General features: G+C 40.4%; 19 protein-coding genes. 17 read left to right on the top strand and 2 right to left on the bottom strand.

All coding sequences use genetic code 11. The annotated features are described in order from the left end of the window. Positions 1 to 151 precede the first annotated feature (151 nt). The gene (locus BMW61_RS02515; protein WP_139176170.1) at positions 152 to 670 is read right to left on the bottom strand and encodes a DUF6431 domain-containing protein; all 519 of its coding nucleotides are present in this window, start codon (positions 668 to 670) and stop codon (positions 152 to 154) included. A gap of 245 nt (positions 671 to 915) precedes the next feature. Here BMW61_RS02515 and BMW61_RS02520 point away from each other — a divergent pair, with 245 nt between their 5' ends. The 6 genes from BMW61_RS02520 to BMW61_RS02545 all read left to right on the top strand — a co-directional run bounded on the left by BMW61_RS02520 (position 916) and on the right by BMW61_RS02545 (position 6,537). Next, a complete protein-coding gene (locus BMW61_RS02520) occupies positions 916 to 1,860 on the top strand; it encodes a hypothetical protein (protein ID WP_091819647.1) in 945 nt (314 codons plus the stop codon). Between the two features lie 156 nt (positions 1,861 to 2,016). Continuing rightward, a complete protein-coding gene (locus BMW61_RS02525) occupies positions 2,017 to 2,256 on the top strand; it encodes a hypothetical protein (protein ID WP_026499396.1) in 240 nt (79 codons plus the stop codon). Further along, positions 2,198 to 2,329, top strand: coding sequence for an alpha-galactosidase (locus BMW61_RS23025; RefSeq protein WP_139176172.1), 132 nt, complete (start codon positions 2,198 to 2,200; stop codon positions 2,327 to 2,329). Before BMW61_RS02525 ends, BMW61_RS23025 begins: the two co-directional genes overlap by 59 nt. A 19-nt stretch (positions 2,330 to 2,348) precedes the next feature. Continuing rightward, on the top strand, positions 2,349 to 3,554 hold the full coding sequence (locus BMW61_RS22700; protein WP_091819649.1) for an alpha-galactosidase: 1,206 nt from the start codon (positions 2,349 to 2,351) through the stop codon (positions 3,552 to 3,554). A gap of 9 nt (positions 3,555 to 3,563) precedes the next feature. Then, complete coding sequence (locus BMW61_RS02535) at positions 3,564 to 4,370, top strand: Cof-type HAD-IIB family hydrolase (RefSeq protein WP_091819651.1); 807 nt, start codon at positions 3,564 to 3,566, stop codon at positions 4,368 to 4,370. 817 nt (positions 4,371 to 5,187) lie between these two features. Continuing rightward, entirely contained in the window at positions 5,188 to 6,537 is a 1,350-nt protein-coding gene (locus BMW61_RS02545) for an MATE family efflux transporter (RefSeq protein WP_026499398.1), read from the top strand. 334 nt (positions 6,538 to 6,871) lie between these two features. Here BMW61_RS02545 and BMW61_RS02550 read toward each other — a convergent pair whose 3' ends face one another. After that, positions 6,872 to 7,204 carry a tyrosine-type recombinase/integrase gene (locus tag BMW61_RS02550; RefSeq protein ID WP_026499399.1) on the bottom strand — a complete coding sequence of 111 codons (333 nt, stop codon included), beginning with the start codon at positions 7,202 to 7,204 and terminating at the stop codon, positions 6,872 to 6,874. A 53-nt stretch (positions 7,205 to 7,257) separates the two neighbouring features. Here BMW61_RS02550 and BMW61_RS02555 point away from each other — a divergent pair, with 53 nt between their 5' ends. From BMW61_RS02555 to BMW61_RS02605, 11 genes are all read left to right on the top strand, one after another. Continuing rightward, complete coding sequence (locus BMW61_RS02555; protein WP_242876591.1) at positions 7,258 to 7,806, top strand: plasmid recombination protein; 549 nt, start codon at positions 7,258 to 7,260, stop codon at positions 7,804 to 7,806. Positions 7,807 to 7,905: 99 nt separating this feature from the next. Then, positions 7,906 to 8,121, top strand: coding sequence for a helix-turn-helix transcriptional regulator (locus BMW61_RS02560; RefSeq protein ID WP_022750258.1), 216 nt, complete (start codon positions 7,906 to 7,908; stop codon positions 8,119 to 8,121). After that, positions 8,108 to 8,551, top strand: a complete 444-nt coding sequence (locus BMW61_RS02565) for a hypothetical protein (protein ID WP_022761295.1) — start codon at positions 8,108 to 8,110, stop codon at positions 8,549 to 8,551. Before BMW61_RS02560 ends, BMW61_RS02565 begins: the two co-directional genes overlap by 14 nt. Before the next feature lie 93 nt (positions 8,552 to 8,644). After that, entirely contained in the window at positions 8,645 to 9,829 is a 1,185-nt protein-coding gene (locus BMW61_RS02570) for a GNAT family N-acetyltransferase (protein WP_091819652.1), read from the top strand. A 112-nt stretch (positions 9,830 to 9,941) separates the two neighbouring features. Then, positions 9,942 to 10,613, top strand: coding sequence for a helix-turn-helix domain-containing protein (locus tag BMW61_RS02575; RefSeq protein ID WP_091819653.1), 672 nt, complete (start codon positions 9,942 to 9,944; stop codon positions 10,611 to 10,613). An 18-nt stretch (positions 10,614 to 10,631) separates the two neighbouring features. Continuing rightward, positions 10,632 to 11,312 (top strand): nucleotidyltransferase domain-containing protein, encoded by a 681-nt coding sequence (locus BMW61_RS02580; protein ID WP_091819655.1) that lies wholly within the window; start codon positions 10,632 to 10,634, stop codon positions 11,310 to 11,312. Between the two features lie 232 nt (positions 11,313 to 11,544). After that, positions 11,545 to 12,111, top strand: coding sequence for a TetR/AcrR family transcriptional regulator (locus BMW61_RS02585; protein ID WP_091819656.1), 567 nt, complete (start codon positions 11,545 to 11,547; stop codon positions 12,109 to 12,111). After that, positions 12,101 to 12,907: a CPBP family intramembrane glutamic endopeptidase gene (locus BMW61_RS02590; RefSeq protein WP_049946299.1), complete on the top strand. Its 807-nt coding sequence runs from the start codon at positions 12,101 to 12,103 to the stop codon at positions 12,905 to 12,907. Before BMW61_RS02585 ends, BMW61_RS02590 begins: the two co-directional genes overlap by 11 nt. 71 nt (positions 12,908 to 12,978) lie before the next feature. Next, positions 12,979 to 13,161 carry a hypothetical protein gene (locus BMW61_RS02595; RefSeq protein ID WP_091819657.1) on the top strand — a complete coding sequence of 61 codons (183 nt, stop codon included), beginning with the start codon at positions 12,979 to 12,981 and terminating at the stop codon, positions 13,159 to 13,161. Beyond that, complete coding sequence (locus BMW61_RS02600) at positions 13,158 to 13,874, top strand: flavodoxin family protein (RefSeq protein WP_091819659.1); 717 nt, start codon at positions 13,158 to 13,160, stop codon at positions 13,872 to 13,874. Before BMW61_RS02595 ends, BMW61_RS02600 begins: the two co-directional genes overlap by 4 nt. 33 nt (positions 13,875 to 13,907) lie before the next feature. Next, on the top strand, positions 13,908 to 14,918 hold the full coding sequence (locus BMW61_RS02605; protein WP_091819661.1) for a hypothetical protein: 1,011 nt from the start codon (positions 13,908 to 13,910) through the stop codon (positions 14,916 to 14,918). Positions 14,919 to 15,022: the final 104 nt, after the last annotated feature.

The following is a 15,022-nucleotide window of genomic DNA, read 5'->3' on the forward strand; positions in this document are numbered from 1 at the left end:
GATGAGTAGTCTTCCCAGAGACCTGAAATGATTGGAGAGATAACAGAGTATCTCATAAGAGCAATGTTTTGTTGTTTTTCCTGATCCATGGCGGATCCTCCTTTCGTTTTTTCTTAAGTATATGGAGGATCAGGAGAGAGTTCGTGCCAGGTTATGTGGTATTTAAGAAAAGGATATTTGGAGTACATTTAATCTGCATGAACTGACGCTTGAAGTATTGAAAACAGCTGCTTATAAGGCTTTCGCCATCAACAGAAATACGTTCGGAGATAAGCCGTTGTTTCCAGTGCTTCAGGTACATCCTGATGATGTATCTAAAGTTGCTCTCGTCAAAAGACAGAGCTGAGGAAAGAGTGATGCTTGAAGGCGTCTCTTTTTCATGAGCTGTGATTATCTGAAGGTGATCCTGGAATGATATCTGGGAATAAGGAACCATTGATGACAGAAGGAGAGCGTGAGTGCGTCCACACTGATCGCATTTCACACGGCAGATCCTGAACATTACTTTTCCATCCTCGGTTTTAACATATCTGTTGTAATAACCATGGACGGATAGGCAGCCTGACTGACCACAAGGGCATTTGAGCTGATGGAACTGGAGATTGTTTAGGACAGAGTTGTAGAAACCTGGTGTAATCGGATTGTTTTCTTCGACGTAAAGGGTTATCATTGTCTTGCATGTTTTCGTACACTTCTGTGTACGGAGTTGCTAAGGCAGGATACCAAACTTTGGTCGGGGAGGGATCCTGCCTTTTATTGTCAGTAACTTTCCCATGATAACACAAAAGGCATGGCATTAAATAATCTGGCGTATTATGCACCAGAATAAATAAGTCCACACCTTTAAATAAAGTGATTCAAAAACAGAATTTAGAACGCAGGTAAAGTAACAAACAACACTATTACCGCAAAAAGTTGGAGAAGTATGAGCGAGATCAGCTTTCCGACGCGGATATTTACGAAGCAAAGCAACTGCTGAAGGTGCTTGATGATTTAGCAGATGAAGGATACACAAATCTGAATGATTGTATGGAAGAAGATTTCTCATGTCTGACAAGATTGAGGGAGGTCCTCCATAAAAACGGGGTAGCGCCTTTTCCGATTGATTACGAAAGGTTAGCGGATACTGTTTACAGCAAGGAGGAGTATGAACTTGAAGAACTGCTTGGACAATTATTATCAGAAGCAGGCAAGGTAGGCAGCGTTTCCGCCAATCCGTTCCTTGAAGAAATATACAAGTACAGTGAATGGATCAGATATGATGAAGATACAGCATATGTATTTTTGATGAGGGATGCATTGCTCCCGTATATATACTTCCGCAGCAAGAATCGGGATAATCTCTATCCGTGGCTGATCAGCCGCAAATTTCTGAGGGAAATTACAGAAATAGATGACATGGATGATGATATCCGTATTCCTCTTTATGGGGCGCTTGAAAAAGGCCATGTTTCGTATGATAGATATTTTCCTTTCTGCCGAGAAGAAATACTCGAAGCACTTGATGAATACCCGGAATTGAAAAAGATTCTTTCTGATATGCTCGGAACCATTAAACAGAACAGGATTGTGGTGATCGAATCAGGCTATATGGGAACAATCCCTATGATGTTGGCGGCCCTGGATAGCAGAGTGGATTTCAGACTGTTCACAACAGCTCCATTCCTTTACGATACATACCAGGATAAGATCTTCTGCCGCAGATACGAGGATATTCGCAAGTTTGAGACCATGTATTCGCAGGATCTTTTTATGCAGTATTCTTCTTGGCGGGACGGAAAGTTTTATGTGAATATAACCACTGACGATATAGTGCGAGAGCGATCACTCGCTGAAATTAAGATGTTTTTGAAGGGGTGAATAGAACGTTCCGATTAATACGGATACAGAAAACTGGGTTTCAGATTCGCCATATTTGCATTCGTTTGACGGACTCGATGCTCTTCATCATCAGATGGATGAGGGGACATTAAAGGAAGACATTGATGCGGCAATAGCATAGATGCACAACTTGATATGTCGATAGTATTTGATGAAAAGAGCAAGCTCTTTTCCCTGATGACTGCAAATACAGAGTATCAGATCAAGATAAATGAGCCGGGAATGGTTCTTCACACCTACTATGGTAAAAGAGTGAGTGGCTTTGATATGGGGTATCTGATCAAGGAACTGGACAGAGGGTTCTCGGGAAACCCCTATGAGTACAAGAACAGGAGAGGCATATCAGCAGACACGCTTCCACAGGATCATCCGTGAAAATGTATGCCCTAAGGAGTTTCGCGACATTAAGCGCCCTGTCCTTATGAATAACTGGGAGGGTACCTACTGATTTTGATGATGACAAGATAATGGATATAGCCGACTGTGCCAAAGAAGCGGGCTGTGAGATGCTGGTCCTTGATGACGGCTGGTTTGGAGCAAGGTATGATGATCACGCGGGACTTGGAGACTGGGTGGTTAACAGGGATAAGCTAAAGAAGGGCATGGATGCCATTGCTGATCATGTAGAGAGCCTTGGCATGAAATTTGGCCTGTGGTTTGAACCGGAGATGGTCAATGAGGATTCTGATCTTTACAGGGCACATCCCGACTGGGCACTCACTGATCCCGGCAGAAAGTCGGTGATGGCAAGAGATCAGTTGGTGCTTGATATGTCAAGGCCTGAGGTTATAGAATATTTGTATGAGAGTATTTCAGCGGTGCTTAGGAGAGCTAAGATATCCTATATCAAGTGGGACTTCAACAGATCACTGTCAAATGTCTTTTCCAGAGGGCTCTCCGCAGACAGGCAGGGAGAAGTTGCCCACAGGTTTGTTCTCGGTTCATACAGGCTGATGGAGAGATTAAGGGAGAGTTTCCCTGATGTGATGATTGAGGGATGTTCAGGTGGCGGCGGAAGGTTTGATGCTGGAATCCTGTTCTACTCACCTCAGATATGGTGTTCTGACAACACCGAGGCAATCAATCGTCTGAAAATACAAAAGGGCACAACCTACGGTTATCCGGTGAGCACAATCGGAAGTCATGTATCTGCTTCGCCCAATCACCAGACCGGACGCGAAGTACCACTTATGACAAGAACAATTGTTGCAATGGCGGGAACCTTTGGCTATGAGCTTGACCCGAGGACACTCAGTGCAGACGAGAAGGCAATGATCCGCCGGCAGATAGACGTTTTTAACAGATATTATGATCTGATACAGAGGGGAATGTACCTTCGCCTGTCAGATGAACTTGACGAAGAGTACTACACATCCTGGGGATTTGTGTCAGAGGATAAGTCCGAGGCGCTTCTTAATCTGGTGGTCACCGATGTGAGAGCCAATCCGGAAGTTATATACGTTCGCATGAGAAATCTTGATCCTGAAGCGATGTATGAGGTCGATAACTGTATCTCATCCTGTGAGAAGGTTCCGGAAAATGATGCGGGAGAGAAAGCAGATGTAATTGGACAGGTCTTTAGCGGAGCTGCGCTAATGAATGCAGGCTATGCCTTTGATCCCGTGTTCGGTTCATACCCGGCGATACAACTTCATTTTAGAAAGAAATGTTAAGAGACATCAATGGATTTCAAAATAGTTTTTTCAGATATAGACGGAACAATTCTAAACAGTGAACATAGAATGCTTAAGGGCACACTTGATGCAATATTTGCCCTAAAGAAAGCCAATATCCCTTTCGTCATTGCGACAGCAAGAGGGCCATCCGGAGTACGGCCGATTTTTAAAAGATACGGGTTTACCTGCCCGATGATCTGTTATAGTGGGGCGCTTATCATTGATGAAAACGATAAGATAATGTACTCGGAGGGATTTGATGCCGATGACGCGAGGGATATTATTTCTTATATAGAGGCGGAGAAGATTGACTGTACATGGAATATCTATTCAGAAGAATTGTGGATTGTAAATGACAGGAATGACCGACTGGTCCGCGCAGAAGAGGAAATCGTTGAGGTCTGTGCAACAGAGGGCGGCATAGAGCTTCTTCCAAAAGATGCAATCATAGGAAAGCTCCTTTGCATATGTGAGCCTGAAGCAATATGTGGTATAGAAAATGAATTGAAAAAGAGATTTCCAAAGCTGTCGATAGTTAAATCCTCAGATGTTCTTCTTGAAATCATGGGAAAGGGAATTACAAAGGCCGACGGAGTCAGGCGAGTATGCTCGTATATGAACATCCCGCCGGAGAAAGCGGTTGCTTTTGGTGATCATTTTAATGATGCAGAAATGCTACGATCTGTAGGATTTCCTTTTCTGATGGGAAATGCTCCGGAGGAATTGAAGAAGGAATTCTCGTGTGTGATCGGAAGTAATGATGACGAGAGCATTGCAGAAGCCTTTAGGAGTATTGGCCTATTATTGGAGTGAGGGAGATGACAGTGTGGATAGAGCTCATATGTCATAACTTTCCATTTCATTTTTCTCACAGATATATTTAATGAGTAGAAAGTAAAATCAGAGTATTATTTTTGATCGCGGTTATTAAAGTTGCCACCAGCCGCATACAGTAGCCCTGAGCTTTCTACCGTACGCAGCAGGTAAACAGCAACTCGCCATACAAATGTCCAAAACAAGGCATTTAAGGCAGTGAAAAAGTTCTCAAAGAGATAATCATCTCTCTATACGAGATTACAAAGCATTATACAAGAGAGTCATCCGATTGGATGGCTCTTTTTTATGTTTAGTAATAGAGAAACATTGATTTTATGGGATTTTCAGTGGGTTTGTAGAGGGGATAAAACTAAATGAGAGGGAGAATTTTTTATATTCTTCCATACAGTAGGTAGATTTGAAACTAACAAAAAATAACTTAAAATTACTATAACATTTGAAAAGATTTACACATTTTTACACGCGGAAAAAGGGGTGTGTAAATTTGGGCATAGTAAACACGATAAATAGCAATAAATTGTTTGCTGTAAATATATATTTGTGAAAAACAATATATTTTTCCCTTGGCGATAGAGAGGCATGCACTAGCAACGCGCTTCTTAGCACAGTTGAAGATAAGACCGGAAAAGTTTATGATCAATACAAGAATAAGGGCATAGAAACTACGTTTGAAATGAATCCCGGAAATCATTTTAAAGATGCGGATCTGCGTCTTGCAAAGGGAATAGCCTGGATACTTAAATGATCTTAACTATTAAAATTAACATCAAGAGAAAGACCAAAGAGAGCGGCCATGACAAATACAGAACAGACCACACAAAATATGACCTCAGGAAACAGTATGAAACAGATCATACTGTTCTTTTTGCCCTTATTATGGGGAAATCTTTTCCAACAACTATATAGTCTTGTGGATAGCATTATAGTTGGCAAGGGAATCTCGGATCAGGCGCTGGCTGCTGTTGGGGCAACCGGGACACTTAACTTCCTTATACTTGGATTTGTTGTGGGGATGACCAGAGGATTTGGCATAACCTTTGCCCAGAACTTTGGAAAAAACGATATGGCTATGCTGAATGCATACATCAGAGCAGCCAAGAAGCTCAGTATCACGTTTGGAATAGCCTTTACTGTTGTATGCGTTTCTTTGCTCAATAAGATGCTGACGTTCTTGAACACTCCTGAAGATATCTTTGATGATTCGTATAGATATTTTGCTGTGATCTTATTGGGAATTGTAGTGACGGTTATGAATAACCTTGAGATTACAATTCTCCAGTCAATGGGAGATTCCAGAACGCCCCTCACTGCTATGATCTGTTCATCACTCGTGAACATCATGCTTGATATTATTTTCATAATGGCCTTTGGCACAGGAGTTGTCGGAGCAGCAGTGGCAACAGTGGTCTCTCAGTTTGTATCATACCTTTTGTGCCTTAAAAAGCTTAGAACCATCGATTTTATGAGCCTGGGAAAAGACACGTCAGAAATAGCAGATGAAAAGAATATATTGGTTGAACTGATGAAAATAGGACTTCCTGTGGCACTTATGAATTCGGTCACAGCTGCAGGGGCCATGGTATTGCAGTACTTCGTAAATCTTATGGGAAGCGCATATGTGGCAGCCTATTCAGCCTGCATGAAATTTGCATCACTCTTTGAGCAGTTCGGAATGTCCGTAGGTCTTTCCATGATGACCTTTGTGGGGCAAAATAAGGGCGCTGGCAAATATGACAGGATACGCACAGGAGTAAGACAGGGCCTGATGCTCTCTACACTTGTGAATGTGCCTATATCGCTCCTTATGATATTTGTGCCCGGAAGCTTGGCAAGGATGCTGCTGACTGACAACATGATAATCGGTTATTGTACCGATTTCATGCCGATCATGGGAATAAGTTTTTTTGCCCTGGGCTGGCTTTTTGTATACAGATACTCTGTTCAGGGGTTGGGCAATACCTTTATACCAATGCTCTCAGGCGGGCTCGAAGTCATTATGAGGCTGATCTTTGGCTTTTTGGTAGGAAGGAACGGATTTAAGGGAATTGCCATTTCTGAAGTATCTGCATGGATAGGCGCTTTTCTGATGCTCATGGTGACATACTATTGTTTAATTGGCAAAAGAACTAAAGCAATAGCATAAAGTAGTAATAAAAAGACTCCCTGTATTTTTTATCCAAGGACTCCTTTTGTAATCTTGTTGCGGTATATGATAACACAGAAGATTTTAGAAGATTTGCAATTTACAAAGATGGTAGTCTTGTGAGATTGTCCCACAAAGTTCCTAAATGGTTTGACAATAAAGAATAACAAAGTTGTCACCAACAGCATACAGTAGCCCTGAGCTTTCTACCGTACGCAGCAGGTAGATAGCAAAATTCTCAAGTCTTAGATTTTGTTTGAGTAGAGTACTTAGCGAGGTTTTCTACGAGCTTAGTACGAACCATACAAGTTCACTTGACAAGGTTTTTTCGAGTCTAGTGAAGCTTGTTGATTGCTTCTACCAGAGACTGGATATCAAGGTGGGTGTACACTTTCTCTGTCAGAGACATCGCCCCGGAGTGTCCTACGATTTTCTTTATCATTGTAGGATCCACATGAGCTTCTGCCAGCATTGATATGCAGGCGTGTCTTGTATCATGAGGAGTGTGCTCCATCCCAAGATTTTCAATTAGTGGTGTCCAGTAGCTGTCTTTATAATTTCTGTAGGTGAACTTTTTGTTTTCATCGGTGTGTAGAAGGTATTCGCAATCAGAGGATTCATACCATGCCTTGTAGAATGGGAGAACCTTGTCTGCTAACAGTAACATTTCACATTTCATGTAAAAAGCATTCGCTCACTAAAACGCGAGATGTGGTTTCGGTGAGCAAACATAATCTTCGATTATTTCAAAGTGAAGAGTATAACGAAGAAATGATCGAAGTGGAAGTCTGGAGTGAAGTAAATATTCTCGATGATGTAAAAGAGATAGTTCCGGAATTCAAAATCGCATCGGCGGTAACACACTTGGATGAAGATTCTCCTCACATGCACGTAGTAGGAGTTCCTGTAGCGACGGGATACAAACGAGGATTAAGCAAGCAGGTGGCAAAGACAAAAGTATTCGACCAGAAAAGATTAGAAACGATACAGGATCAGATGCACGATTTTGTAGAACAGCAGATGAAAGACCACCCGGAGATTTTTGGAGATGAAACACTTAAGCCAAAAGAAAAAGGCAGGAATAGTGACTTGTCAAAAGCCTTCAAAACATTCAAGGAGTGGTGGGACAAGACCAAGAAGCCTGAGATAGCTGAAAAGGCTAAAACAAGCATTTTGCAAAAGCTAAGAGAAAGCCAGGCGATAGTTGATAAGAGGAAAGAGCAGCAAGGTCCAAATCTTAATAGGAATAATCTAAGACCTGAGAGATGAATAACTGAATAAATGTAAAGGAACCTTGACATGGATGACACACTATGATATATTCAAAATGTAAAGGAAACTTGACAAATTTCAATTGGAGGAGATGCATTGGAAAATTATGTAGAGAAGCTTCGGAAGGAACGCGGTTTAAACCAGGAGGAATTTGCTAAAATAATCCGAGTTTCCAGGCAGACGATTAGTTCAATCGAGAATGGTAAGTATAATCCATCGCTTGATCTCGCGTTTACCATAGCAGATTATTTTGGAATGACAATTGAAGATATTTTTATTCATAAGGGAGGTGGAAACGATGAAAATAAGTGATCTTAATAAAGGTGTTTTATGTATACTCGTTGGAAGTTGCTTTGTTCTAGCAGCGATTTTTACCGAGGGTGCAGTAGACGGCTTGCTCTGGGGGTTGGCGGGAGGCGCTTTAGGACCCGGTATTGGATGGATTGTAAAGCATTTTTACTGGTCTGCTCCCAAAAACCAGAAAAGATACAGTGAAATTAAGGAACAGGAAGATATTTGTCTACATGATGAATTGAACGAGAAACTACGCGACAAAACGGGTAGAATAGCTTATAATATCATTTTTTTCTTGATATGCATTTCCGAGGTGACATTCGCTATTCTTGGAAAAGCAGGAGTGATTATCAACCATAAGACTATAGTTTGGTATTTGTTTGGATTGTTAATTATTCAGATTGCAATAGATAAAGTGGTGTATTATCAATTGAGGAAAAAATACTGATTTAATTGCCCTTATTAAAGAATTCAAATGATAGGATAAAATGAGATATATAGTAATGGAAATCGAGTTTTCAATACTTTTGGGAGCATTCTGATGATGGTTACAAAGAAAGAATTAAAAGAATCACTTTTAGCGCTTGGAGTTACGAAGGGAATGACTTTGGAAGTGCATTCTTCACTCAGTAGTTTTGGTGAACTTGAGGGCGGTGCAGAAACCGTGATAGACACATTAAAAGATATAGTTACAGAAGAGGGCAGTCTTTTCATGCCTGCACTTCGTCTTAGTAAAGAACTTCCTCTTTCAGATGATGACAGGAAGATGGGAGTTACAGTTAAGATAAAGGTGCTTCCATCAGATGCAGACAGAACGGCAATGGGAATCGTTGCAGACACATTCAGAAAACTTCCTGATACCTACACAGGCCAAGATACCATAAGCACATCAGGCTGGGGAAAGCATGGAAAAGAAGCGGTGACAAGTGGACTTGATTATCCAATCCACAATGGAGGTAAGGCACTTTTACTTGGTGTCGATATTTATAAACTTACTGCAATGCATTATGTGGAAGGTATCACACCGGAGGATATAAACAAGCAGTTTGAGCCAAGTGAAGAGATTAACCGAAAATATCCTCCGGAAGAGTGGTTTATGGAAGCCGGACACCCTCCTGTAAAGGCATGGTACAAGATTCAGGATATGGCCTATGAAAAAGGACTCATAAAAGAAATGTCAATAGGCAAGTGCAAGGTGATGTTTTTCGATATCTGGTCTGTGGTTTCATTGTATGAAAATGAGTTAAAACGTGATCCCTACGGGCTTTGGGGGATGAAACCTGGATTGGAATTCAGACAGCTAACCATTTCAGATTTGCCGTCTTTGCTTGAATTATACCAGCAACTGGATGAAGACGATAAACAGTGCGCTTTTGAGCAAAGCGAAAGGGTCTGGAAGGAAATAGAAGAGAATCCAAATATTCAATATTTTGGTGCAATTGATAATGGTAAAGTTGTTTCTACCTGTTATGCCGTTTACATTCCGAACCTAACTCGTGGAAATAGAGGCATTTGCTTCATCGAAAATGTGGTCACAGATAAAGAGTATAGAAATTGCGGATTGGCTTCAAAAGTCATAGATATGGCTGTTGCCTTTGCCAAGGATCAGCACTGCTATAAAGCTATACTTCAGAGCGGAATAGCCCGTACTGGAGCACATCGGTTTTACGAAAATAAAGGCTTTAACGGAGCATCAAAAAAGGCTTTTGATATGCGCCTGGAATAGCATATCCTGCAATTACTCTTGTATTTGAAGATAATCCATCCGACTCTACTCTCCGTAGGTACCTTACTTTTTGGTGCTGATATACAATCTGTGTATGGAGGTGAGAACGAATATGAACCAATATGTTACAGGCGCAGTTATTAAGGAACTGCGGGAAAAGAACAAAATGACACAGAGCGAGCTGGCGGAAAAGCTGGGAGTGAGCGATAAAAGCGTGTCAAAATGGGAAACTGCCAAGGGCTTTCCGGACATTACTCTTTTGGAGCCGATTGCAGAGTCATTCAGCATTTCGGTGACGGAGCTGATATCAGGCAATACTATTCATAATGCGAATGTATCCGCAAATATGCTGAGGTCAAAGTTTTATGTCTGCCCGGTCTGCGGGAATGTGATACACAGCATGGGTGAGGCGGCAATCCATTGCCATGGGATCCAGCTTATACCCTTAGAGGCAGAACCTTCAGATGAACAGCACATGGTTTTTGTCGAGCGCGTGGAGGATGAGTATTATGTGCGGATTGATCACAGCATGACGAAGGAGCATTACATTTCGTTTGTGGCGGCGGCGTCATCCGATGATATGCAGATGGTGAAGCTCTACCCGGAAGGGAACGCTGAAGCAAGATTTAAGATCAGCGGAGTCAGAAGAATCTTCTTTTACTGCAACCGGGACGGTCTGTTTTCGATTGATCCGGTAAAGGGTATCGATGACAGGGAAAGCGGATATGAGGATTCGCAGGAACGCAGAGAACTGGAAAAGGTAGCGGATATGCTGTTTGGATAGGAGGTTTTAGACTTTCAGATGAATAATCTAGTGGACATAAAAGATTATACGCAAAGATTAACAGAAGAATTAAAAATGAAGTTTGGCAAAAGGCTTTTATATGTTGGGCTTCAGGGAAGTTATCTTAGAGGCGAAGCTACACCTGAGAGTGATATTGATATTATGCTTGTATTCGATGAAGTACATGCCGAAGATTTGAACTCTTATCGTCAGATATTGTTAGATCTTGGAGAATATGAGCGAGCATGCGGATTTGTATGTGGAAGGGACGAATTATTAAATTGGTTTCCTGAAGAAATCTGTCATATACTTCATACCACTTCGGATATATATGGCAAACTTAAGTGTATAGTGCCAAATTACAGTAAAAAGGATGTGGCGGACTATATCAAGATGAGTGTCGGAAATTTATATCATATGCTTTGTCACAGACGTATTCATTCTGAAATGGAAAAGAACGTTAATAAAATGCCCTTAGTTAAAAGAGACATTTTCTTTATTCTTCAGAATCTTTATTATCTAGAAGATAACAACTTTATTGAGACAAAATCTGAGGTGGCATCTATGGTTAAAGGAATTGATCTTCAGGTTTGGGAATGTTTTTTGGAAGATGTTACTTATGAGAACATAGATCAGAAATTAGATTTGCTATTGGATTGGTGTAAAGATGTTTTGAAAAGAACATCGGGATACAAATAAAATTCCATATAATCTTACAATAATACTTGCTTGGACTTTTTGAAAGAAATAATCGTTTCTTAGGCACATTTCAGGAGGCTCGGTACATTGTACCGGGTCTTTTTGCGTGTCGAAAGTGGTTCATTTCTTTTTGCCCTGTAAAGATAGTTGGTTTGACAGTATTAATACTCTGTGCTAATCTGTAGGCTAATAGAATTAGCCTATAAGCTAAATAGATTAGCAAGGAGAAAAAATGTCCAGAAAACAGGAAATTATTGAAGTGTGTGTTGAAATGATAGACAAAGATGGTTTTCAGAATCTTTCTATAAAAACTATTGCTGATAGATTAGGCATAAAGCCGCCATCTTTGTATAAGCATTTTCAAGGCGGTTTGGATGAAATAAAAGAGGCAATCATAATATATGGTTGGAACAATATTGATATAAAGATTGCTAAATCAGCGGTAGGGAAATCACGGGAAGATGGATTAAAAGCAATGTGTTATGCGCTTCGTGAATTCGCTCATGATCATCCCGGAGTTTTTGAGGCAATATGCTGGCACAATTCATATACATCTGAACTGAACCATGAAATTACAAAAGGGGTTATATCATCATTGTATTCTATTTTGGATTCTCTTGAGTTTGGCGAAGTCAATAAAATGCATGTGCTACGAAGCCTGCGAGGCTTTGTGGAAGGATTTTCGATGCTGGAATTACATGGTAGTTTTGGAGATGAAATTTCTTTGGATGAAAGTTTTGCATATGGCGTAGATACGTTGATTTCAGGGATTATGAAAGGGCAAGAAAATGTGGGTTGATGAAAAAAAGAAAGCCCCAATAATAGATTATCTTGGTTGGATATTATTTTTAAGTGTATTTTTTGAATTACTAATGCTGATACTTGAGCCAGCCTCAATAAATAATGCGGAAACAGGAAAACTGTCTTTTTCATATGTGATGTATGCAGCTATAGGAATTCTTTTTACAACACCGGGACCGGTGATAGCTCTGTTTATCCTACTTAGGAAAGAAGAAAAAATCACAGTAAAAGAATTTATAAAACGTTTTTTGTATACGCCAAAGATAATAAAAACAGTTTTGATCACTGGCTTGTTTTGCCTGTGCGCGTTATTATTTGCTATATTTTGCGGTGAACTAAACGGTTCTCCATTGTACATGATGCCGCTGGGGTTTCTTATCATGCTTCCATTCGTTGGATTTGCGGAGGAAACCGGCTGGCGTGGCTTTTTGCAGCCTATGCTGGAAAAAAGATTCCCTTTTCCGGTTGCAACTACTATTGTGGCGGTGATTTGGTGTGTATGGCATTTTCCGATATGGTTACAGCCAACTTCCAACCACTATGGCGATAGCATGATTGGTTTTGCTATAAACATATTTGTATGGGCTTTTGTAGCTGCTGCGATTTATAAATCAACGAAGAGCGTCCTGGCATGTGCCATTTATCATTCTTTTATAAATTCCATAGGCGCAATTTACGATTGGAATAAACTATTTGATTCTTACCCGAATTCAAATACAGCGTATATATACTTTGGAATTATTTTTATAGCTGCTTTGGTGATTTGGTATAAGGAAGATAGAGAGGCAAAATAAGAGAGTATATGACCATATTAAAACAGTTGAAGACATATACAGTAATCCGGAAAAATACAAGGATGTAGAGCTTGACTATTCGTTTTTACGCGCCGATATATATGCTTCTGACCATATGCGATCGAGAACCAGAGCGTGAGGAAGAGGCACTTAAGACGATGGAAGCACACATCAGGCAGTTCAACAAACTGTACGCAAGAGATGAAAAACCAAGTCAGGATAACAAGAAGAGATCGCGGAGAAATACAAAATGAAGATTACAGTGATAAACGGAACCGAAAAACACGGTGTTACATACAGAATGAAGGAAATATTTTTAGAGCAGTTCAGAGACGATTCAGAGATTACGGAATACTATCTTCCCAAAGATGGTCCGGGGTTCTGCACGGGTTGTACTGCGTGTTTCAGGAATAATCAGAATCTCTGCAAGGACGCTGAAAAGGTGCAGAAGATAGAGAAGTCTTTGCTTGAAGCGGATTTGCTGGTTTTTGCATCACCGGCATATGTTTTCCATACAACCGGCGCAATGAAGGCTATGCTTGACCATTTCGGTTATCGGTGGATGCCTCACCGCCCGGCAAAGGAAATGTTCGGAAAGCGGGCAGTGATAATCACACAGTGCCTGGGAGCGGGTGGACGATCCACAGCAAAGGATATTAAGGACAGTCTTTCCTGGTGGGGCATTTCGACCATCAAAGTCGTAAGCTTCAAATTAATGTCTGAAATTGACTGGAACAAGATCGAGGACAAGAGGAAAGCTTCCATCCAAAAGAAGCTAAGCAGTGTTGCAAAAAAAATCCATGCCATTGATTATAATAAACCGGGTAATACAAATGTTATAGTGAAAGCAAAGTTCTATATAGTAAGGATGCTGCAAACGAGCCTCGGTAAAAAGAATCCCGAATACACCGACTTTAAATACTGGAATGAGAACGGCTGGATCGGTAAAGTAAGACCATGGAAATAGATTAAATTATATTAAATGTTGGAGGAAATAAAAATGAGTAACAAAGAGGAGTATGAAAAGATACTGGAGATAGTTGATGTGAACCAGTATTCCGGGGAGAAGGAGTTTGTTGATAACTGCGCAACTAAGTTTAAAAATGTCAGGAATGCATTTTATATAGTTCTTTTTACTGAACTGTTTTATCTGATGATAAAGGATATTTTTATAGATGAAAACATTTTCCTGTCACTGATTATTCTTTCGCTGACTTTAGTAGTTATTCTTTCGTATCTTAAGCAAAGAAAAATTCTTTATAGAGAGCTTAATACGTACCTTTTCAGGGAATGTTACCCGGATAAGGGGCTATCCCGCTATGTGAATTTTATTCCAATGATGCTGAAAAAGCAGATACTTTGGAGCAAGGTTCACTATAATATGGGCATTGGCCTTTACTACATGGGAGATATTACAAGGGCATCAAAAATGCTGAGCCTTATGCAGGATTCATGTACTACCGCAAACGATATGATTCTGGCTCTTTATTTAAAGCAGCTTATTGCGCTGTATTACATGGATATGGATGAGGTTATTGGCTGTGCCAATGATGCGAGAATTCTGCATCCAAAGGCATCTCAGGCAAGCTATGTTCAAAAGGCTTATTCTGATATTCAGACCTATGGAGATTACGCGAATTATTATATAAATCATGATATGGAGCATATATATCAGCTCTTTGGAAGCGCGTATGAAAGACCGCTTGATGAAGTAAAAAGACATTTTTATCTGTATAAGGCAGCAAAAGAATGTAATGATCTTCAGAATATAAATACATTCAGCGGATTTGTAAGTGCTAATGCGGGAACTACCTGGTATGGCAGTGCAATAACAGATGGATTTGTACCTGTTGTAAAACCGGACAACTATCCGGCATTTATTGCTGATCAGGACCGATTGAATAATCCCAGTAAAATTGATAACAGTAGGAAAAAGTACATACTTCTTGGCGTTGTTGCTGTACTGATTATGTATCTTATTTCCTATACTATTAAAACTTTTAATTTGTAGGACTGTATGTTGACATACAGGTTTTAGAGTAATATATTCGAATCAGAGCATAAAATGTGCTTAACCATAATATAAAAAGAGGAGCTTTATGTTAAGCGTGGTGA

Origin of the sequence: Butyrivibrio sp. ob235, from assembly GCF_900109475.1 — a bacterium.
Classification (GTDB): domain Bacteria; phylum Bacillota; class Clostridia; order Lachnospirales; family Lachnospiraceae; genus Butyrivibrio.

Bases quoted from the DNA above. Each gene is read 5' to 3' on its own strand.
- BMW61_RS02545 (WP_026499398.1), top strand. From the start codon at position 5,188: ATGACAAATACAGAACAGACCACACAAAATATGACCTCAGGAAACAGT.
- BMW61_RS02570 (WP_091819652.1), top strand. From the start codon at position 8,645: ATGATGGTTACAAAGAAAGAATTAAAAGAATCACTTTTAGCGCTTGGA.
- BMW61_RS02565 (WP_022761295.1), top strand. From the start codon at position 8,108: ATGAAAATAAGTGATCTTAATAAAGGTGTTTTATGTATACTCGTTGGA.
- BMW61_RS02580 (WP_091819655.1), top strand. From the start codon at position 10,632: ATGAATAATCTAGTGGACATAAAAGATTATACGCAAAGATTAACAGAA.
- BMW61_RS02535 (WP_091819651.1), top strand. From the start codon at position 3,564: ATGGATTTCAAAATAGTTTTTTCAGATATAGACGGAACAATTCTAAAC.
- BMW61_RS02515 (WP_139176170.1), bottom strand. From the start codon at position 670: ATGATAACCCTTTACGTCGAAGAAAACAATCCGATTACACCAGGTTTC.
- BMW61_RS02550 (WP_026499399.1), bottom strand. From the start codon at position 7,204: ATGTTACTGTTAGCAGACAAGGTTCTCCCATTCTACAAGGCATGGTAT.
- BMW61_RS22700 (WP_091819649.1), top strand. From the start codon at position 2,349: ATGGATATAGCCGACTGTGCCAAAGAAGCGGGCTGTGAGATGCTGGTC.
- BMW61_RS02600 (WP_091819659.1), top strand. From the start codon at position 13,158: ATGAAGATTACAGTGATAAACGGAACCGAAAAACACGGTGTTACATAC.
- BMW61_RS02590 (WP_049946299.1), top strand. From the start codon at position 12,101: ATGTGGGTTGATGAAAAAAAGAAAGCCCCAATAATAGATTATCTTGGT.
- BMW61_RS02585 (WP_091819656.1), top strand. From the start codon at position 11,545: ATGTCCAGAAAACAGGAAATTATTGAAGTGTGTGTTGAAATGATAGAC.
- BMW61_RS02525 (WP_026499396.1), top strand. From the start codon at position 2,017: ATGTCGATAGTATTTGATGAAAAGAGCAAGCTCTTTTCCCTGATGACT.
- BMW61_RS23025 (WP_139176172.1), top strand. From the start codon at position 2,198: ATGAGTACAAGAACAGGAGAGGCATATCAGCAGACACGCTTCCACAGG.
- BMW61_RS02605 (WP_091819661.1), top strand. From the start codon at position 13,908: ATGAGTAACAAAGAGGAGTATGAAAAGATACTGGAGATAGTTGATGTG.
- BMW61_RS02575 (WP_091819653.1), top strand. From the start codon at position 9,942: ATGAACCAATATGTTACAGGCGCAGTTATTAAGGAACTGCGGGAAAAG.